Consider the following 20,505-nt stretch of genomic DNA (forward strand, 5'->3'; position numbering starts at 1 on the left):
TTTGATTGTAGGAACTCCGGGGTGCGTTACGGTAGCGGCCCCGGAAACGGCACGTGCACCGACATGCGCGAGAGGTGATTGAATGACGAAGCTGAGCGGTGGCGACTCGAAGAGCACCCTCTATTGCTCGTTCTGCGGGAAGTCGCAGCACGAGGTCCGCAAGTTGATCGCCGGGCCGACGGTCTTCATCTGCGACGAGTGCGTCGAGCTATGCAACGACATCATCCGTGAGGAGACGAAGTCTGCGCTGGTGTCCAAGAAGGACGGCGGCGTGCCGACTCCGCAGGAGATCTGCGACGTCCTCGACGATTACGTGATCGGCCAGAAGCGCGCCAAGCGCGTGCTGTCGGTGGCGGTGCACAATCACTACAAGCGGCTCAACCACGGCGCCAAGGGTGCCGATGTCGAGCTGTCGAAGTCGAACATCCTGCTCGTCGGGCCGACCGGTTGCGGTAAGACGCTGCTCGCGCAGACGCTCGCCCGCATCCTCGACGTGCCGTTCACGATGGCCGATGCGACGACGCTGACCGAAGCGGGTTACGTCGGCGAGGATGTCGAGAACATCATCCTCAAGCTGCTCCAGGCGTCGGACTACAACGTCGAGCGGGCGCAGCGCGGGATCGTCTATATCGACGAGATCGACAAGATTTCGCGCAAGGCCGAGAACCCTTCGATCACGCGCGACGTGTCTGGCGAAGGCGTGCAGCAGGCGTTGCTCAAGCTGATGGAAGGCACCACCGCGTCGGTTCCTCCGCAGGGTGGCCGGAAACATCCGCAGCAGGAATTCCTGCAGGTGGATACGACCAACATCCTGTTCATCTGTGGCGGTGCGTTCTCGGGTCTCGAGAAGATCATCGGCGATCGTCTCCAGGGCAAGTCGATAGGTTTCGGCGCGTATGTCGCCGGGCCGGACGAGCGCAAGACGGGTGAGACGCTGAAGTCGGTCGAGCCTGAGGATCTGCTGAAGTTCGGGCTGATCCCCGAGTTCGTCGGCCGTCTGCCGGTGATCGCGACGCTCGAGGATCTCGATGTCGACGCGCTGGTGAAGATCCTGAAGGAACCGAAGAACGCGCTGGTCAAGCAGTACCAGAAGCTGTTCGAGATGGAGGACGTCGCGCTCGGCTTTACCGACGACGCGCTGGTCTCGGTCGCCAAGAAGGGCATCGAACGCAAGACCGGCGCCCGCGGGCTTCGCTCGATCCTGGAGAGCATCCTGCTCGACACGATGTTCGACCTGCCCGGCATGGACGGCGTCGACGAGGTGATGATCGACAAGGACGTGATCGAAGGCCGCAAGGAACCGATCCGCGTCTATGCGGAGAAGAAGAAGACTGGCGACGCTGCTTAAGCGGGACTGGTTTGAGATACGGAGAGGGGCGTCGAGCGATCGGCGCCCCTTTTTTTGTTTGCTGAGATATTGCGGTCCACTCTTCTGTAGTTCCCCCGCGAAAGCGGGGGTCCAGGGTACCAAGCGGTAGCGGCCATAACTCCTGGACCCCCGCCTTCGCGGGGGAACGGTGTGTGTGACCTGATCTCAACGGGCGATCGATCCGCCCGTCCTCGCTGATTTCCCCATTCTTACTTCGGAGAGGGACGAGCCCGGTTGCAACGGCACCACGGGAAGGTGCTAAATCTGCGCAGCCAAAAGCCGAACGCGTTCCAAGTCCTTTGGACGTCCGAACAGCCGGAGCATCTCGGCCAGTTCGGCACGGTCAGGCACATAAACCACGCGCTCATCCACAAAAATCGGTACGCGCGTTCGCGGCAGCACCTCGGTCCAGCCCGAGCCCGTCGCAACATGAAACCCCGCCATGATCTCGACGACCAACGGCGGCGACTCCCACCGCCCGAACAGCGTCGATCGGAACAACGAACTCGCGCCATCCTCGATCGGTACGACGCCAAGGCTGTCCATCACCCGCCGAGCATCGCCTACGCTCATCAACACATCGACGTCGCCGACCTCGATCGGTGCCACCCCGTGAAGCGCCACCGCCGCGCTGGAAATGACCCACCACGGGTCTCGAGCATCCCGCATCGCGTCGGCGATCATGACGAGCGTCTGGCGAAGATCGGCGGACCGCATCGGTGCAGCCTACTCGATCCTTACCGCCCCGCAATCGCCCCGACTCGGACCCTTATCGGCCCTCGCGCATTCGTTATCCAAGTGGAACGAGGGAGCATGCATGACGATCGAAGTGGCCGACCGACCGAACGAACACGTGGTGGAGACGATGCCGGACCGTCTGGCGCTCCCGATCTGGACGCTGATCGCGCCGGGCTTGGGACTGCTCGCCGTCCTCGTCGGCCTCGCCAAGATGGGCACGCTCGGCACCGCCGCCGCCGTGATCGTCCTGATCGGCAGCGTGCTCGCCGCCGTCCATCACGCTGAGGTCATCGCGCACAAGGTCGGCGAGCCATTCGGGACGCTCGTCCTCGCGATCGCGGTCACCGTGATCGAGGTGTCGCTGATCGTCTCGCTGATGCTCTCCAACGCCGTCGACGCGACCACGCTCGCGCGCGACACGGTGTTCGCGGCGATCATGATCATCCTCAACTTCATCATCGGGATCTGCCTGCTCGCGGGCGCGGTGCGGCATCATGAGCAGCGGTTCACGCTGAAGGGCATGACCGCGGCGCTCGGCGTGCTCGCGGCGATGGCGGTGCTGTCGCTGATCCTGCCCAACTATACGTCGTCGACGCAGGGCCCGACCTACGCGTCGTCGCAGTTGATCTTCGTCGCGGTCGTATCGCTGATACTCTACGGCACGTTCGTGCTGGTCCAGACGGTGCGCCACCGCGATTATTTCCTGCCGTCGACCGACGACAAGGACGACCACGCCGCGCCGCCGTCGGGCCGCGCTACGGGCATTGCATTCGCTGCGCTGCTGGTTGCGCTAGTCTCGGTGGTGCTGCTTGCGAAGACGCTGTCGCCGACGATCGAGGCCGCGGTGCTCGGTGCGGGCCTGCCGCTGACGGTGGTTGGCGTGGTGATCGCCGCGCTGGTGCTCGCGCCCGAGAGTCTAGCCGCGTACAAGTCGGCGCGACGCAACCGGTTGCAGACCAGCCTCAACCTTGCGCTTGGTTCTGCGTTGGCGACGATCGGACTGACTATCCCGAGCGTGGCGATCGTGTCGCTGGTGCTCGACCTGCCGCTCGCGCTCGGGATCGACGCGAAGAGCATGACGCTGTTGGCTCTGTCGCTGTTCGTGGCGACGCTGTCGCTCGGCACTGGGCGGACGACGGTGTTGCAGGGCGTCGTCCACCTCGTGATCTTCGCCGCTTATCTGTTCACGACGGTGGTGCCGTAAGCTCAGGGGCCCTGCGTCGATAGATAGGCTATGACGTCGGCGCGGTCCTTGGGGTCGGGAAGGCCGGCGAACGCCATCGTCGTGCCGGGCACCATTTTGCGCGGGTTAGTGAGCCAGGCATCCATGCGCTTGGCATCCCAGTTGCCGCCAAGCGACTTTAACCCGGCAGTGTAGGAGAAGCGCGGGCGCCGCTCGCTGATCGGGCCGCCCATAACACCGTAGAGGTTCGGCCCATCGGTATCGCCCGCATATTGCCCGATCGTGTGGCAGGCGGTGCACTGACGGAAGACGCGTTCGCCACTGGCGATCTGGCTGGTCGTGCCGGTGTCGGGGCTCGAACCGCAGCCGGATAGCGCCAGTGCCAGCAGGGGCCACCGCGGCAGGGTCATCGCTTCTGGCGTGCGGCCAAGGCGAGACCGGCGGCGATCTGCACGATCGCGTAGAGGCGACGGCGGCCGGGGCGGTCTACGAAAGGCTTCACCAGTTTCTCGGTCCCGAGCGCATCATCCTTCCAGAGATCGACGTGGCGGCGCGGTTGCAACAGCCCGATCAACCCGTCCCCAACCATGAAGATCGCCGCCATCTCCGCCGCGCGAGACGCCCAGATGTTCTCCTGCGCACGCAGGAGTCCAGGAGTCACAGGCGTCGTCTCTTGGTACCCTGGGCCCCCGCCTTCGCGGGGGAACGGTGGAGAGGTCATTGGGGCTTGGCCTTCGCAGCTTGCGCGGCTTTCCAGGCGGCAACGTCTTCCAGTGCGACACTACGCCGCAAGACCAGCGCATCCGGATCGATCACGACATGCGCGCCCGCCGGGACCGATAAGCTCGCCTTCCCCCCAGTCATCGGCAAAGTCCGCGTCTTCCCATCGATCTGCACCTGCACCGGCAGCGGAAACGGGCCATTCCCCGGCACCTTCCAGGCCAAACCCAGCGTATTTCCCGTCCGCGTCTCGACCAGTTCAGGCAAAGCCGCCTGCCGGAGATACACGTCGAAGAACCACGCATAGTCCTTCCCCGTCACCTTGCGGACGAGCGCTTCATATTCCTTCGTCGACCCGAACCGCGGCGCGAAATTGCCCGGCTTCGGATCGGCGCGCCCGTACACCGCGAGCCGAGTCACGTCGAAGAACGCCTTGTCGCCGATCAGGCTCCGCAGCGTGTGGAGCATCCAAGACCCCTTGTAGTAGATGTCCTGCCCCGCACCGCCCTTGTCGAGTTCGTACACCTCCTCTTCGGTGGTGACGCGCTGCTGCGTGATCGGCTTGAGGTTCATGATCGAGGTGCGCTCGCCCTGCATCATCGCGGCATAGCGCGCACGCCCCTCGCGCCACTGGCCGTAGAGCGGCTGCATGTACGTGCCATAGCCCTCGTGCAGCCAGTAATCGTCCCAGTTCGCGGCGGTCAGCTGGTTGCCGAACCACTCATGCGCGAACTCATGCTGGAACAGCCAGTCGAACCCCTCCGGCGCCTTCTCGTAGCCGTTGCCGTAGGCGTTGATCGTCTGGTGCTCCATGCCCTTGTGCGGCGTCTCGACCACGCCGAGCTTCTCGTCGCCGAACGGGTAGGGACCGATCATGCTTTCGAAGAAATCGAGCGTCGGCGCGAACTCGGCGAACAGCTTTTCCGCCTGCGCCTTCTCGCCCGGCAGATACCAGTAATACATCGGGATGCTGTTGCCAAAGCGGCTCTTGTACGCGCCGCTGATCTCCTCATACGGCCCGACGTTCAGCGCGATACCATAGGTGTTGGGGTGCTTGGCGCGCCAGTTCCACGTCGTCCGGCCGTCCGCCAGCGTGTCGACGCCGAGCAGCACGCCGTTCGAAGGCGCCTTCAGCCCCTTCGGCACGGTGATGTGCAGCGTCACCAGCGCAGGCTCGCCGGTCGGGAAATCGAGGCACGGCCAGAACAGGTCGCAGCCATAGCCTTCCGCGGTCGTCGCGAACCAGGTGCGGCCGTCGGGCGTCTTCGACCAGACCATCCCGTCGTCCCACGGCGCCTTCACCGCGACGTGCGGCGTACCGCCATAGGTGATCTTCGCGGTGACCTTGCCGCCAGCGGGGACGGGCTTTGGCAGCGTGATCGTCAGCCGACCCTCGGGATTGCTCCACGCCGAAGGTGCGAGCGGAACGCCGTCGATCGCGATCGCGCTGACCGGTAGATTGCGGTCGAGGTCGATCGGCAGGCGGGTGAGGGGGGCCTTCGCAGTAAAGGTGAGCGTTGCCACGCCATTCAGGCTCTCCGTCTCGGGCAACACTTCGAACGCGAGGTCGGCGCTGTCGAACCGTAGCGCGGTCTGCTCGGGGGTGAGCACCCCACCCGAACGCTGCGTCTGCGCGGTGATCGCGGGCTCGCCCTTCTTGGGAAGCGGGGCGGCGGCGAGGAGCGCGGTGGCGCTGGCGGCGAGGAGAAAACGCGAGATCATGCCGTGTTCTCGCGCCTGGGCGGCTCGCATACAAGTGCGATCCGGCACCTTCGGTTCTCCTGCGAACGCAGGAGCCCAGGATCACTGAAACCGCCGCCCGTTACCCTGGACTCCTGCGTTCGCAGGAGAACGGCTGGCGCTTGGGCAACGCGCTAAAAACCCTAACCACCGCCAACCAATTGATGGACGGTTCATCCTCACCATATACACTGTAGATTATGCCCCCATGCAGGCACCCACCGGAGCGTTCATGACCCAGTACCCCGTCCTTCCCCTTCGCGACATCGTCGTGTTCCCGCACATGATCGTGCCGCTGTTCGTCGGCCGCGATAAGTCCGTTGCCGCGCTCGAAGCGGCGATGGCGGCGGACAAGGAGATTTACCTCGTCGCGCAGGTCGACCCCGCCGAGGACGATCCCTCGCGCGATGACCTGTATTCGATGGGCGTCACCGCGACCGTGCTCCAGCTTCTGAAGCTGCCCGACGGCACCGTCCGCGTGCTGGTCGAGGGCAAGGGCCGCGCGACTCTGGAAACGCTCGACGAGAGCGGCGACTTCCTCACCGCCACGGTCGAGCCGGTCGCTGATGCCGAGGTCGAAGGGCCGGAGCTCATCGCGCTGATGCGTTCGGTGGTCGATCAGTTCGAGAACTACGCCAAGCTCAACCGCAAGCTCTCGTCGGAAACGTCGGTGCAGCTGTCGGAGATCGAGGACGCGTCGAAGCTCTCGGACGCGGTGATCGCGAACGTCCAGATCAAGGTCGCCGAGAAGCAGGCGATCCTGCTCGAAACCAACCCGTCGAAGCGCCTCGAAATGGCGTTCGCGGCGATGGAGGGCGAGCTGGGCGTCCTTCAGGTCGAGAAGAAGATCAAGAGCCGCGTGAAGCGCCAGATGGAGAAGACGCAGCGCGAATATTACCTCAACGAGCAGTTGAAGGCGATTCAGCGCGAGCTCGGCAACGAGGACGGCGAGGGCGAAGGCGACGAGATCGCCGAGCTGACGCAGAAGATCGCGACGCTCAAGATGAGCAAGGAGGCGCGCGGCAAGGCGACGTCGGAGCTGAAGAAGCTCAAGACGATGGCGCCGATGAGCGCCGAGGCGACCGTCGTGCGCAATTATCTCGACGTCCTGCTCGGGCTCCCCTGGGGCAAGAAGTCGAAGATCAAGAAGGACATCGCCGCCGCGCAGGTGACGCTGGACGAGGATCATTACGCGCTCGAGAAGGTCAAGGACCGGATCGTCGAGTATCTCGCGGTGCAGGCGCGAACCAACAAGCTGAAGGGGCCAATCCTGTGCCTCGTCGGTCCTCCCGGTGTCGGCAAGACCTCGCTCGGCAAGTCGATCGCCAAGGCGACCGGGCGCGAGTTCATCCGCCAGTCGCTCGGTGGCGTGCGTGACGAAGCCGAGATCCGTGGGCATCGTCGCACCTATATCGGTTCGCTGCCGGGCAAGATCGTGACGAACCTCAAAAAGGCCGGCACGTCCAACCCGCTGTTCCTGCTCGACGAGATCGACAAGCTTGGCCAGGATTTCCGCGGCGATCCCGCCTCGGCGCTGCTCGAGGTGCTCGACCCGGAGCAGAACGGCAAGTTCCAGGATCACTATCTGGAGGTCGATATCGACCTGTCGGACGTAATGTTCGTGTGCACGGCCAACTCGCTGAACCTGCCGCAAGCGCTGCTCGACCGCATGGAGATCATCCGTCTGGAGGGCTATACCGAGGACGAAAAGGTCGAGATCGCCGAGCGTCATCTGGTCGAAAAGCAGATCGAGGCGCATGGGCTGAAGCCGGGCGAGTTCACGCTGACGCAGGAAGGGCTTCGTACGCTCATCCAGCAATACACGCGGGAGGCCGGCGTGCGTACGCTGGAGCGCGAGATCGCCAAGCTGTGCCGCAAGGCGCTGCGCCAGATCCTCGAGAACAAGACCACCAGCGTCACGATCACGCCCGAGAACATCGGCGAATATGCCGGTGTGCAGAAGTACCGCCATGGTCTTGGCGAAACCGAGAACCAGATCGGTGCTGTCACCGGGCTCGCCTGGACCGAAGTCGGCGGCGAGTTGCTGACGATCGAGAGCGTGACGGTCGCGGGCAAGGGCCAGGCCAAGCTCACCGGCAAGCTCGGCGACGTGATGAAGGAGTCGATCGAGACCGCGTTCAGCTTCGTCAAGGCACGCGCGCCGAGCTACGGGATCAAGCCGAGCCTGTTCGCGCGGAAGGATATCCACATCCATCTGCCCGAGGGTGCGGTGCCGAAGGATGGCCCATCGGCGGGTATCGGCATGGTCACGTCGATCGTCTCGACGCTGACCGGCGTGCCGATCCGGCGCGAGGTGGCGATGACCGGCGAGGTGACGCTGCGTGGTCGCGTACTGCCGATCGGTGGCCTCAAGGAGAAGCTGCTGGCGGCGCTCCGTGGTGGGATCGAGACGGTGCTGATCCCGGCCGAAAACGAGAAGGACCTCGCGGAGATCCCGGCGAACATCAAGGCGGGGCTGAAGATCATCCCGGTTTCGCATGTCGACGAGGTGCTCCGCCTGGCGCTGACCGAGCCGCTCGAAGCGATCGAGTGGACCGATGCGGACGAGCTGGCGGCGCTGCCGCCGGCACCGATCGCGCCGGTCGGGGGTGGCCTTCACCACTGATCCATGTTTGGATCGTAAGCGATGACGCGGCGGTTTCGTTTGACAGCAGACGGGGCCGCCGCATTATTGCGCGCTGACTGCGGCCGTGATTCTATCGCGGCCGACTTGAGACTTTCCGGGGGACTATATGAACAAGCAGGAACTGATCGCGACGGTTGCCGACACGTCCGGGCTGGTGAAGGCCGACGCGGTCAAGGCCGTCGAGGCGGTGTTCGACGCGATCGAGGCATCGTTGAAGAAGGGCGACGAGGTTCGCCTGGTCGGTTTCGGCACGTTCTCGATTTCGAAGCGCAAGGCGTCGACCGGCCGCAATCCCCGTACCGGCGAGCCGATGACGATCAAGGCCTCGACGCAGCCGAAGTTCAAGGCCGGCAAGGGCCTGAAGGACGCGGTCAACTAGGACCGGTGTCGATAGGGCTGGACAGGTGGACGGGGTCTGCCTAAAGGCCCGCTTCCGAACGAGTTTCGGGCGCGTAGCTCAGTGGTAGAGCACACCCTTCACACGGGTGGGGTCGCTGGTTCAATCCCAGCCGCGCCCACCAGATTTACGCCGGTTCCTTCGCACGAAGGGGCCGGCGTTGCTGTTTCTGGCTGCCGTCGGGGCATGATGATCTCGCGGCATGCTTCGCCCCCAAAGATCCGTCATCCTGACGAAAGTCAGGATCCAGAGCCAGGCAGTGCGACGCCCGTTACTCTGGGTCCTGACTTTCGTCAGGATGACGGGGACGTGCGGGAAGTCGGCGCACCCCCCCTCAGCGTAACATGACAGCTTCTTCATTAGGCTGGTTCGTTCGATCGAACTAAATGCCGCGCGTGGTCCAGTCACGACTCCTAGACATCGCGATCAGCGAATTCGGCAGCAAGGGGCTGGAGGGGGCAAGCACGCGCGCGATCGCTGCGGCGGCGGGCACGGCGATGTCGTCGATCACCTATCATTACGGCGGTAAGGACGGGCTGTACCTCGCCGCGGCGGATCGGATCGCCGAGCGCATGTCCGCGATGATGACCGAGCCGTTCGACGTACCCGCCGGGGTCGTCGAGGACGCCACCGCAGCGCGCACCCGGATCCATCGGATTTTCGCGCGGCTCGCGGACAAGATGGCGAGCGACGAGAACGCCGACTGGACGCTGTTCATCCTGCGCGAGCAGATGAAACCCGGTGCGGCGTTCGAGCGGATCTATGGCGGCGTGATGGGGCAGATGATCGAGACGCTTGCCGATCTCGTCGCCACCGCGACCGGCTGTAGCAGCGCGCGCATCGCGCGGATCACGACGATCACGTTGATGGGGCAGGTCCTCGCGCTGCGATCGAGCCGCGCGACCTTCCTCAAACTGCTCGGGCGCGATGCGCTCGGGGCCGACGACATCCACGATATCAAGGCGCGGATCGACGCCAATATCGACGCCATCCTCGATTCGATGCGTGCTGAAGAACAGGGCCAGGCATGACCGACCAGACGAACCACTCCGACACCGACCACAACGATGAGGATCGCAAATCCGATCCGAATGGCGAGGACCAGCAGTCCGATACGGAACAGCAGGACGACTCTGACGACGAGGCCGACAAGAAGCCGTCGGTGTTCAAGAAGCCGCTGTTCTGGATCATCCTCATCATCGTCGTCGGCGGGTTGATCATCGGCGGCGTGCTCTACTGGCTTCACGCGCGGCAGTTCGAGTCGACCGACGATGCGTTCGTCGACACGCACATCGTCCGCCTTGCACCGCAGGTCGCGGGGACGCTGGTGCAGGTCGCCGACATCGACAACCGCCACGTCGAGGCAGGTCGCCTGCTCGCCGTGATCAAGGCATCCGGCCGCGATGCGCAGGTCGCCGAGGCGCAGGCAAACGAATCGCAGGCCCGCGCGCAGTTCGCGCAGGCGCAGGCACAGGTCACCGCCGCCGAAGCGCAACGCCAGCAGGCGGCCGCCCAAGCACGCGTCCCAATGGCGGCTGCGGTGAAGGCCCAGCAGGATCTCGCGCGCTACGAGGCGTTGCTGCGGCTCGACCCGAGCGCTGTCGCCGGCCAACAGCTCGATCAGGCACGTGCCACCGCGCGCCAGACCGCCGCCGATGCCGCCGCCGCCCGCGAGCAGATCGACACCGCCACCGCGCAGATCAGCGTCGCCAGGAAACAGGTCGGCGCGGCGAAGTCGGTGATCGACGCCCGTCGCGCGCAGGTCGATCAGGCCAACGTCACGATCGGCGATCTCCGCCTGACCGCGCCGGTTGCCGGCCAGGTCGTCAACCGCTCGGTCAATGTCGGCTCCTATGTCGCGCCCGGCACGCAGTTGATGGCGATCGTCCCCGACACAATGTGGGTGACGGCCAACTTCAAGGAAACGCAGCTCACGCTGATGAAGATCGGCCAGCCCGTCGACATCCATGTCGACGCGTATCCCGGCGTCGATTTCAAGGGGCATGTCGACTCGATCCAGCGCGGCGCTGGCCAGGCGTTCGCGCTGCTGCCCCCGCAGAACGCGACCGGCAATTATGTGAAGGTGGTCCAGCGCGTCCCCGTGCGTATCGTGTTCGACGCGAAGAACGGTCCGGATCCGAAGCGCTATCCGATCGGCCCCGGCATGTCGGTGGTGCCGACCGTCAAGGTCCGCTGAGGTGGCGAAAGCCCCAGCGAAAGCTGATGCGGGCGGCGGTCACACCTGGTCGCCAAGCCGGTCGGCGGCGGGCAAGTACAGCCCGTGGCTGATCGTCGCGATCATCTCGATCCCGACCTTCATGGAGGTGCTCGACACCTCGATCGCCAACGTCGCGCTCGATCATATCTCGGGCGGGCTGTCGATCACCACCGATCAGGCGACCTGGGTGCTGACAAGCTACCTCGTCGCCAACGCGATCGTCATCCCGATCTCGGGCTGGCTGTCGGACGCGATCGGCCGGAAGCGCTATTTCCTCCTCTCGATCGCGTTGTTCACGCTCGCCTCGCTGCTCTGCGGCCTCGCGCCGAACATCGGCACCCTCGTCGTCGCCCGCGTCTTACAAGGCATCGGCGGCGGCGGATTGGCGCCGGTCGAACAGTCGATCCTCGCCGACACCTTCCCGCCCAAACAACGCGGGATGGCGTTCGCGGCGTTCGCGATCGTCGTCGTCGTCGGCCCCGTGCTCGGGCCAACGCTCGGCGGCTACATCGTCGAATATTCGAGCTGGCACTGGGTCTTCCTGATCAACGTGCCGGTCGGCATCGCCGCGTGGTTCCTGGTCGAGACGTTCGTCGACGAGCCGGATCAGGTGAAGAAGGACCGCGACGAGCGCTTCAAGAACGGCCTGACGATCGACTATGTCGGCGTCGCGTTGGTCGCGCTCGGGCTCGGCTTCCTCGAACTCACCTTCGATCGCGGCGAGCGCGAGGACTGGTTCGCGAGCGGTTTCATCGTCATGTCGGCGATCATCGCCGCGGTGTCGCTGGTCACGCTCGTCGTCTGGGAACTGAACCACAAGGACCCGGTGATCGACCTCAAGCTGATGAAGAACCGCAACTTCGCGCTGACGATCGGCGTGATGGGCGTCACCGGGATGATCCTGTTCGGCACCACGCAGCTGATCCCGCAGATGCTGCAACAGGTGCTCGGCTACAGCTCGCTCGACGCCGGCCTCGCGCTAACCGCCGGCGGTCTGGCGACGCTCGTCATGGTGCCATTCGCGGGGCGGTTGAGCGGGCTGGTCGACGTCCGCTTCCTCCTCTTCCCCGCGTTGCTGGTGCAGGCGTTCGCGCTGTGGAACATGAGCCACCTGACCGCCGACATCGCGTTTTCCGATGCGGCGTTCGCGCGGCTGTTCCAGGCGATGGCGCTGCCGTTCCTGTTCGTGCCGATCAACGCGATCGCCTATGTCGGTCTCAAGCAGACGCAGACTGCGCAGGCGTCGAGCCTGCTCAACGTCTCGCGGAACCTCGGCGGCACGATCGGCATCTGTTTCGCGCAGACGCAGCTTGCGGGCGGATTGCAGCGGCACCAGTCGGAACTGACGCAGACGCTCAACCCGCTCGATCCGAATTATAACGACTGGATGCAGAAGGCGACGAGCGTGTTCGGCGGGCAGGGCGATGCGACGACTCCCTTGGCCGTTCTCTACAGCCAGATGCAGCGGCAGGCGACGATGCTCGCGTTCCTCGACGTGTTCCGCGCGATGATGGTGGTCGTGCTGTGCGTCGCGCCACTGGTTCTATTCATGCGCTCCGGCAAGACCGGCGGCGCGCCCTCGGGAGGGATGCATTGATGCGTGCGCGGTTCATGGTGGTTGCGGTTGCGGCCCTGCTCGCGGGGTGCACCGTCGGCCCGAACTACACCCCGCCGGAGATGGCGGTGCCGCCGGCGTTCGTTGGTCCGCAAGCGAGCGTTGGTGCGACGGTCGATCCGGCGCGCTGGTGGTCGGCGTTCGGCGATCCGCAACTGGACGGCCTCGTCGAGCGCGCGCTGAAGGGCAATCCCGACATCGCGATCGCCGCCTCGCGCGTGCGCCAGGCGCGGTTGCAGGAGATCGTCGCACGCTCGCAAGGGTTGCCGAGCGTGAACGCCAGCGCCAGTCCGAGCCACATCGAGTTCAGCAAGAACGCCGGCCTCTCGTCGATCGCACGTGCGTTCAGCGGCGGCACGGGGGCAGGCGGCACCGGCTCGACCGGGGGGATAGCACTGCCCGGCAGCGGGATCACGACGTACTCGGTCGGGTTCGACGCGAGTTGGGAGCTCGACCTGTTCGGCGGCGTCCGGCGGAGCACCGAAGGCGCGCGGGCGCGGACCGAAGCAGCGGTCTGGTCGAAGCGCGACGCTGCGGTGACGCTCGCGGCGGAAGTCGCGCAGGCGTATTTCGCGCTGCGGCTCGACCAGGCGCAGCTCGCGACGATCGAGGGCGAGATCGCCAACCAGCAACGCGCACTGACGATCGCGGGCAACATCGCCAAGGTCGGCCTCGTCCCGCCGATCGACGTCACCCGCCAGCGCGCCTCGATCACCTCGACGCAAGCGCGTGCCGAGCCGGTCCGTGCCGATGTCGACGTCCGCATGCACGCGCTGGCGATCCTGCTCGGCGAGCCGCCTGCGACATTGATGACCGAACTCGCAGCGCCTTCGGTCGCACCGCTTGGTGTGCCGACTATCCCGGCGGGGTTGCCGTCGGAGCTGTTGCGTCGTCGCCCCGACGTACGGGCGGCAGAGCGCGATCTGGCTGCCTCGACCGCGGATATCGGCGTGGCGGTGGCGGATATGTATCCGAAGTTCAGCCTCACCGGCATGAGCCAGCTGATCTCGACCGCGCTCGGCAATCTGTTCTCGGGCGACAGTCTCCAGCTGACCGCCTCCGGCGCGGCGCAATTTCCGCTGCTCGACTGGGGCCGGCGCAAGTCGACCGTGAAGTCGCGCGAGGAGGATCGCGAGCAGGCGTATCTGCGCTATCGCTCGACCGTGTTGCAGGCGCTGCGCGACGTCGAGGACCCGCTCGCGCAGATCGCGGCCGAACGGCGTCGGAATGCGGCTTTGCAGCGCGCGGTGGTCGATGCGCAGAGCAGCGCGAAGGCGGCGGAGTCGCAGTACCGAACCGGGTTCGTGGCGCAGACGACTCTGTTGAATGCGGAGACGGACGTGCTGACGGCGCGGGAGCAGCTGGTGTCGAGCGATGCGCAGTTGCGGCAGCTTACGGTGGCGCTGTTCAAAGCGCTGGGGGGTGGTTGGGAGCAGGCGGAGTAGGCGCACGCGCTAACTCATCCGTCACCCGAACCTACTTGTTCTCCCGCGAAGGCGGGAGCCCAGTCTGGGCTCCCGCCTTCGCGGGAGAACAAAGTATCGGGGAAGGGCGCCTGCGAGTTACAACACCACCCCGGCGAAGGCCGGGGCCCAATTGGGAAACGTCGGTAACGTAAGTGCGCGCTTCATCACTGCAACCTTGCCAATTGGGCCCCGGCCTTCGCCGGGGTAGTCGTTTTTTAGGCAGGTGTTTTCAGCGAGCAGTCGTTCAATCAAAATGGGCGGCCAAACGACCGCCCCAAAAATCACTTCTTCTTGTTCTTCCGCGCCGCATACTTGGCGTCACGGATCGCCTTCTTCTCGGCGTCGGTCAGCTCGACCTTGGCCTCGGCCTCGCGCTTCTTCGCAGCGGCTGCTTCGGCCTCTGCCTTCTTGGCAGCCTTGGCTTCGTCCTCGGCGGCACGCTTGGCAGCACGCTTCTCACGCTCGGCGAGTTCCTTGGCTTCGCGCGCGGCGAGGCGCTCGGCTACGACCGCTTCGTCGATCGGTGGCTTGGCGCGCAGAGCTTCCAGCGCCTTCTGCTTGGCGGCGGCTGCGCTGCTCGTACGGTCCTGGAAGCTGGGGTCCTTGAAAGAGGCCATTGTCGTAGAATAATCCTGTAATATCGGTCTGACCGCCCGCACGCAGGAATGCGTGGGCATTGACGCTGGCTGCGCCTTTAAATCATCGCGCGCCGGATCGGAAGAGATGTGTTCGATGGCGCGGTTTTCAAGGCGCGGGTCGGCAGCATCCCGATCGACAGTCATCGAACCGTCATATCATCGTCATGCAAGCGTAACCGAAATCGCATCGCCGCGTCATCTGGCCAGCCTAACCGCCATGTCACGGTCGGCAGGGGGGAGCCTGGGTCGATCCGAACAAACAACGGTACGACTCGGGAGTCCTTCGCATGACCAGCTTTACTCGCCTCGGCACGATCCTGCTGACCGGCACGGCCTGCCTCGCACTCACCGCATGCGGCGGTGCCGACGACGTCGCTTCGCCGGGCGCAGGCACGGTGATCATCACCCCGCCGGCAACGCCGACCCCGACGCCGTCCACCCCGACGCCAACGCCGACTGCGATCACGGCCGCACAGTTCGCCTCGACCTCGGGCGCGCGCTCGGACGGCTCGATCACGATCAGCGCCGACGAGCAGCTTGCGATCGTCAACGCGGGCACGAACAACAACGTCAACGGCACGAACGTCCTGAATGGCGTCTACCCGATTGCTGCCACTTCGGCGACCACCGCGACCGACCCGTCGTCGATCAACCCGTTCTTCACCAGCACGAACTTCGTCGGCGCGCTGAACGGTCCGACCGACACGGCGTTCCAGGGCTGGACCTGCAACTCGTCGTCGGCGCAGTTCGGCGGCACCACGACCGCGAGTTGCACGGCCGTCCCGAGCATCGGTGCATACAGCGCTGCGACCTCGGTGTGCCCGACGGGTACGATCGACGATGGGACGAACGAAACCAGTTCGGCGCCCGCAACGCGCCGCCTCTGCCGTCTGCCGACGCTCATCACCGCCAGCCTGACGCTGCCGAAGATTGCCGGGGTCGTCTATCGCCTGCGTGGCCAGACCGAAGTCGGCACCGATGTCGGCACGACCGGTGCCGATACCGGCGTGACGCTGACGATCGCGCCTGGCGTCGTCGTCGCGGCGGATTCGACCGAAGTCACCGCCGACCTCCTGCTCGTCAACCGCGGGTCGAAGATCAGCGCCGTCGGTACGCGCGATGCGCCGATCATCTTCACGTCGCAGCAGAACCTGACCGCCAACGGCGTCAGCGATGCGACGCAGGGCCAGTGGGGCGGGATCATCCTGCTCGGCCGCGCACCCGTCGCGGTCTGCGCCACCGGTACCGGCCCGAACAACGCGGGCGGCACCAGCACGACCTGCCAGCTCGCGATCGAGGGCGTCACCGGGCGGTCCTATGGTGGCCCTACGCAGGCCGACAACAGCGGTACGATGCAGTACGTCCAGATCCGCTACAGCGGCATCGCGATCAGCGATGGCAACGAGCTGCAGGGCCTGACGCTCGGCGGCACCGGTTCGGCGACGACGATCGATCACGTCCAGAGCCACAACTCGGCCGATGACGGCATCGAGATCTTCGGCGGCACCACGAACATCAAGTATTTCGCGGTCACCGGCGCCGACGACGACGGCTACGACATCGACAACGGCTATCGCGGCTTCATGCAGTTCATCATCGCTGCGCAGAAGATCACCCCGGCAACCGCCGACTCGTTCTCGACCGAGATCGACTCGAACGGTGCAGAGGATCTGCTGCCACGTACCTTCGGTCAGTATTCGAACTTCACGTTCGTGCAGACCGCATTTGCACCGGCCGCGATCCGCCAGCGTGGTGGTTCGGACATGCGCTTCATCAACGGCATCGTGAAGACGCCGGCGACCGTCGCCTGCCTCAACCTCGTTGCGCAGGAAGCCAGCCAGGCCGACCGCTCGACGATCCGCGCAGCCGATGCTTCGAAGCAGGACCAGGGGCCGCCGATCTTCACGTCGGTCTACTTCAACTGCAACGGCCGGTAACGGTTCGCAGTCGTCCCCTTAGTCGGCTCCCCAGTCCGCTGGGGCGGTCGATGATGTGAGCAGCGATGCCGGGGTGGTTCGACGACCACCCCGGCATTTGCCCATAGACTCCTGATCTGGATATTCGGCCATGCAAACGCGCTTCGGCTATGCCACCTTACTTCTCCTGACCTCCCAGCTGGTCGCGCCCGCGGTGCTGGCCCAAACCGGCGGCGCCGCGCCGGCTCCCGCGGCATCGCCACCCGCCTCGACCACGCCGACGGGGCCTACCTCGACGCCGGTGGACACGTCTGCGCCCCAGGCTGCCGGTGCAGGGTCTGCCGCAGCGCAAGCCGAAGTGTCGACGCCGGGCTACGATCCCAACGCCGGTGAGGACATCGTCGTCGTCGGTCGCAACATCCCGAATTTCGTACGCGCGACCCCGCAGGTCGTCTCGATCCTGTCGACCGAAGACATCGCGCGTACCGGCGAAGGCGACATCGCCGGCGCGCTGTCGCGCGTCACCGGCCTAAGCATCGTCGGCAACGGCTTCGTCTATGTCCGCGGTCTCGGCGATCGTTACTCATCATCGCTGCTGAATGGTTCGCCACTGCCAAGCCCCGAGCCGCTGCGCCGTTCGGTCCCGCTCGACATCTTCCCGACCACGATCGTCGGGTCGGCGCTGGTCCAGAAGACCTATTCGGTGAACTATCCCGGCGAATTCGGCGGTGGCGTGATCAACCTCACGACCAAGGCGATCCCGGACAAGAACTTCCTGTCGTTCGGCGGTTCGATCTCGGCCGACACTGCGACCACCAGCGAACTCGGCTACACCTATTATGGTGGCGATGCCGACTGGATCGGCTTCGACGACGGCACGCGGAAAGTGCCGAGCTTCATCAAGAACGCACCGAGCGGCACCGGCAACATCTCGGCCGCGCAGGCTGCGACGCTCAGCAACGCCTCGACCTCGCTGCTCCAGCGCAACAACCAGCTTCCCGCCAATTTCTCGGGTGAGATCAGCGGCGGCTCGGTGTTCGACATCGGTTCGGGCCGGCTCGGCGTGATCGCGTCGGTCAGCGCGAGCAACACCTTCCGCACCCGCAGCATCACGCAGCAGGATTCGGTGACCAACGAAGGGCTGCTCCGCAACGATTTCCAGACTTTGCTGACCGATAACCGGATCGTCGCCAACGCGCTGATCGGCCTCGGCTACGAGTTCGGCGAGAACAGCATCAAGCTGACCAACGTCTATATCCACGACACGCTGAAGCAGGCGCGTGGCTCGTCGGCGACTACCTACAACAACTCCAGCGGCCTGCGTTTCCAGCAGAATACCAACTGGTTCGAACGCCAGCTGTTCGAGAGCCAGCTGGTTGGTGCGTTCAAGCCCGTCGACGCGCTGACGCTCGACGTCCGTGGCGCTTATGCCAATTCGAAGCGCAACGCCCCGTACGAGCGGCAGTTCGACTATCTCTGCTCGAACACCACCACGACGGGTCAGCCAATCACGGTGCAGGATCCGAACGGGACCGGCGGCGCGCAGTGCAATGGCGCGTATCAGGTGACGCAGCGCTTCTCGCCGTTCGCCTCGATCATCTTCAGCGAACTGAAGGAAGACCTCTACAGCGGCCAGGCGGACGCGACGTACAAGCTGTCGACCGAGCGGCCGATGTCGCTATCGACCGGGTATTTCTACTCGGATACGAAGCGTACGTCGTCGCGCCTCCAGTTCAACTACCAGACGCCGCGCGGCGGCGGCACCGCGCCGGGCTATCCGTACAATCTGCTCCGTCCGGATTACCTGCTGGCGATCGATACCAACGATCCGCTCAACTCGCTCGAATTGCAGTTCAACACCCCGCTCGGCGCGTATCAGTATGATGCGTCGCTGCGGATCCATGCGGGCTATGTCCAGGCCGAGGCCGAGGCGACCGACGGCGTCCGCGCGACGATCGGCGTGCGCTACGAAACGGCGGAAGAGCGTGTCACGCCGATCCTCTCCGCGACGACGCGTCTGAAGAACGACTATTTCCTGCCGGCCTCGACGCTGACCTGGAATTTCGCGCCTGACATGCAGCTTCGCGCGAGCGCTTCGAAGACGATCTCGCGCCCGCAGTTCCGCGAGCTTGCACCACAGCAGTTCCGCGATCCCGAATCGGATCGCCTGTTCTTCGGTAACCCGCTGTTGCAGGATACCAAGCTCTACAATCTCGACGCGCGTTACGAATGGTTCTTCGCGCGTGACCAGCGCTTTACGCTTGGGGCGTTCTACAAGCGGATCGACAAGCCGATCGAGCAGGTCGGTTTCTACACCGGCGCCGACGATCGTCTCCAGACCGGCTTCACCAACCTGCCCAAGGCCAAGCTGTACGGCGGCGAGGTCGAGTTCCAGAAATACGTGCCGCTCGACACGCTCGGCAGCGATTTCTTCGCGACCCGCCGCCTGCTGTTCATCGCCAACTACACCTATACGCAGTCGTCGATCACGGTGGACGGCAGCTGCGTCCCGAACGTGGTGGACCAGAGGACCGCGACCGGGGGCTGCCAGGTCGGCTTCGCACCCGCGACCGGCAATTTCCGCGACGGCGCGCCGCTCACGGGTCAGTCGGATCACCTGGTCAATGTCCAGCTCGGGCTGGAAGATACCAAGGCGCTGTCGCAGATCACGTTGCTCTTCAACTACGCCAGCGACCGCGTGACCAATCGTGGCCCGTCGAACCTCGGTGGCACGGGCTTCCTGCCCGACATCATCGAAAAGCCCGGCATCCGCCTGGATCTCGTCGCCCGCCAGGGTGTCGAACTGCGCGGCGCCAAGTTCGAGGTGAAGGCCGAGGCCCGCAACCTCACCAAGACTCGCTTCACCGAGGGCCAGACGTTCGAGAACGGCAACAAGGTGTACATCAACCGGTATAATCTGGGTCAGGTGTTCACGCTCGGGATCAGCACGACGTTCTGAGGACCGGATCGAGAGCCGCAATCCTCCCCTTGGCGGGGGAGGATTGTACCTGGAGCGAAATGCCGCGGCTAACCCCAAGGCTTCTCCCGAAACCATTTGGTGGTCACATACTTGACCCCCGACCGCACCTTCATCCCGTGATGCAGCGTCGCGGGGTTGAGGCTGCCATCCGCGCGCCGGTTGTTCCACGCCAGCAGCTTGCCCGTCTCCGGCTGGACGATCTTGTCGATCGCCTTGAACCGCGTCGCGCCGCCTGCTTCGGGCTGGTTGAGGTAGATCATCACGGTCCACGTCCGGTTGCCGGCAATCCCGCAGTAGCGCTGATAATCGACGCCGTTCGGCTCGAAATAGTCGGTGTGTCCCTTGAACTCCTGCCCGACCGCATAGCGCTGCCCCTGGAGCGGTTCGCCGTAAACCGGGTCGAGCCCGGTCAGCGCCGCGATCCGGCGCTCGACCTCGATCACCGCGGGGTGCAGCGCCGACAGGTCGCCGGTCTCGCTCGTCCGATAGCTCGCATCGCCGTTCGAATCGGAGATCGTCGATGGCCGCCGCACCGCGTCGATCTGTTCGATCAGCGTGGCGCACAGCGCGGGCGGCAGGAAGTCGCGCCGCACGAACAGGTCGAGTTTGGGGCTCGGTACGCGCTGCACGCCGGGCACGGACAGCCGCGCGATGATCGCTTCGGGGGGCAGGCCGGAGCCACTGGACGGGACAGGATCGGACATGCACGTCTTCTGCCCATCGCCGACGCGAAGCGCTACCCCATCAGAATTGAAGCAACCGACGTGCAAGCCATTGACGCGGAATTGTAACATGGCATGCCTACGCGACGAAGAGAGCGGGGAATTGGGGTGGATCGCGAATGCGGTTGAAGCTGGACGCGCGGGCGCGCCGTATCT

16 protein-coding genes and 1 tRNA gene are annotated in these 20,505 nt (G+C 65.0%); 11 read left to right on the forward strand and 6 right to left on the reverse strand.

Annotated features, from left to right (window positions below; all coding sequences use genetic code 11):
- Positions 1–82: 82 nt before the first annotated feature.
- A complete protein-coding gene (clpX, locus tag C8J45_RS03800; protein ID WP_056048170.1) occupies positions 83–1,348 on the forward strand; it encodes an ATP-dependent Clp protease ATP-binding subunit ClpX in 1,266 nt (421 codons plus the stop codon).
- Between the two features lie 279 nt (positions 1,349–1,627).
- On the opposite strand, the gene C8J45_RS03805 is transcribed toward clpX, so the two are convergent.
- On the reverse strand, positions 1,628–2,053 hold the full coding sequence (locus C8J45_RS03805; protein WP_146168563.1) for a hypothetical protein: 426 nt from the start codon (positions 2,051–2,053) through the stop codon (positions 1,628–1,630).
- 133 nt (positions 2,054–2,186) lie between these two features.
- On the opposite strand from C8J45_RS03805, the gene C8J45_RS03810 reads away from it, so the two are divergent.
- Entirely contained in the window at positions 2,187–3,311 is a 1,125-nt protein-coding gene (locus C8J45_RS03810) for a calcium:proton antiporter (RefSeq protein WP_107961910.1), read from the forward strand.
- Positions 3,312–3,313: 2 nt separating this feature from the next.
- On the opposite strand, the gene C8J45_RS03815 is transcribed toward C8J45_RS03810, so the two are convergent.
- The 3 genes from C8J45_RS03815 to C8J45_RS03825 are packed head-to-tail and all read right to left on the reverse strand — an operon-like array spanning position 3,314 to position 5,732.
- Positions 3,314–3,700, reverse strand: a complete 387-nt coding sequence (locus C8J45_RS03815) for a cytochrome c family protein (RefSeq protein WP_107961911.1) — start codon at positions 3,698–3,700, stop codon at positions 3,314–3,316.
- A complete protein-coding gene (locus tag C8J45_RS03820; RefSeq protein WP_258191266.1) occupies positions 3,697–3,951 on the reverse strand; it encodes a hypothetical protein in 255 nt (84 codons plus the stop codon). The genes C8J45_RS03815 and C8J45_RS03820 overlap by 4 nt, the downstream gene beginning before the upstream one ends.
- Positions 3,952–4,007: 56 nt before the next feature.
- Positions 4,008–5,732 (reverse strand): M1 family metallopeptidase, encoded by a 1,725-nt coding sequence (locus C8J45_RS03825; protein WP_107962239.1) that lies wholly within the window; start codon positions 5,730–5,732, stop codon positions 4,008–4,010.
- Positions 5,733–5,982: 250 nt separating this feature from the next.
- Between C8J45_RS03825 and lon the strand changes: the two genes are divergently transcribed.
- From lon to C8J45_RS03860, 7 genes are all read left to right on the forward strand, one after another.
- On the forward strand, positions 5,983–8,376 hold the full coding sequence (lon, locus tag C8J45_RS03830) for an endopeptidase La (protein WP_107962240.1): 2,394 nt from the start codon (positions 5,983–5,985) through the stop codon (positions 8,374–8,376).
- Positions 8,377–8,503: 127 nt separating this feature from the next.
- The gene (locus C8J45_RS03835; protein WP_056048186.1) at positions 8,504–8,776 is read left to right on the forward strand and encodes an HU family DNA-binding protein; all 273 of its coding nucleotides are present in this window, start codon (positions 8,504–8,506) and stop codon (positions 8,774–8,776) included.
- A gap of 67 nt (positions 8,777–8,843) precedes the next feature.
- Positions 8,844–8,918, forward strand: a tRNA-Val gene (locus tag C8J45_RS03840).
- Between the two features lie 271 nt (positions 8,919–9,189).
- Complete coding sequence (locus C8J45_RS03845) at positions 9,190–9,825, forward strand: CerR family C-terminal domain-containing protein (RefSeq protein ID WP_107962241.1); 636 nt, start codon at positions 9,190–9,192, stop codon at positions 9,823–9,825.
- Positions 9,822–10,991, forward strand: a complete 1,170-nt coding sequence (locus C8J45_RS03850; protein ID WP_107961913.1) for an HlyD family secretion protein — start codon at positions 9,822–9,824, stop codon at positions 10,989–10,991. Before C8J45_RS03845 ends, C8J45_RS03850 begins: the two co-directional genes overlap by 4 nt.
- Before the next feature lies 1 nt (position 10,992).
- Positions 10,993–12,609 carry a DHA2 family efflux MFS transporter permease subunit gene (locus tag C8J45_RS03855; RefSeq protein WP_107961914.1) on the forward strand — a complete coding sequence of 539 codons (1,617 nt, stop codon included), beginning with the start codon at positions 10,993–10,995 and terminating at the stop codon, positions 12,607–12,609.
- Positions 12,609–14,072, forward strand: coding sequence for an efflux transporter outer membrane subunit (locus tag C8J45_RS03860; RefSeq protein WP_107961915.1), 1,464 nt, complete (start codon positions 12,609–12,611; stop codon positions 14,070–14,072). The genes C8J45_RS03855 and C8J45_RS03860 overlap by 1 nt, the downstream gene beginning before the upstream one ends.
- A gap of 302 nt (positions 14,073–14,374) precedes the next feature.
- Here the strand turns inward: C8J45_RS03860 and C8J45_RS03865 are convergent, their stop codons facing one another.
- A complete protein-coding gene (locus C8J45_RS03865; RefSeq protein ID WP_056058003.1) occupies positions 14,375–14,710 on the reverse strand; it encodes a DUF6481 family protein in 336 nt (111 codons plus the stop codon).
- Between the two features lie 308 nt (positions 14,711–15,018).
- On the opposite strand from C8J45_RS03865, the gene C8J45_RS03870 reads away from it, so the two are divergent.
- Positions 15,019–16,668, forward strand: coding sequence for a hypothetical protein (locus C8J45_RS03870; protein ID WP_107961916.1), 1,650 nt, complete (start codon positions 15,019–15,021; stop codon positions 16,666–16,668).
- A 130-nt stretch (positions 16,669–16,798) separates the two neighbouring features.
- Positions 16,799–19,606, forward strand: a complete 2,808-nt coding sequence (locus C8J45_RS03875) for a TonB-dependent receptor domain-containing protein (RefSeq protein ID WP_107961917.1) — start codon at positions 16,799–16,801, stop codon at positions 19,604–19,606.
- Between the two features lie 68 nt (positions 19,607–19,674).
- On the opposite strand, the gene C8J45_RS03880 is transcribed toward C8J45_RS03875, so the two are convergent.
- The gene (locus C8J45_RS03880) at positions 19,675–20,331 is read right to left on the reverse strand and encodes a 2OG-Fe(II) oxygenase (protein WP_107961918.1); all 657 of its coding nucleotides are present in this window, start codon (positions 20,329–20,331) and stop codon (positions 19,675–19,677) included.
- Positions 20,332–20,505: the final 174 nt, after the last annotated feature.

This window comes from Sphingomonas sp. PP-CE-3G-477 (genome assembly GCF_003050745.1).
In the GTDB taxonomy this organism is placed as follows: Bacteria; Pseudomonadota; Alphaproteobacteria; order Sphingomonadales; family Sphingomonadaceae; genus Sphingomonas.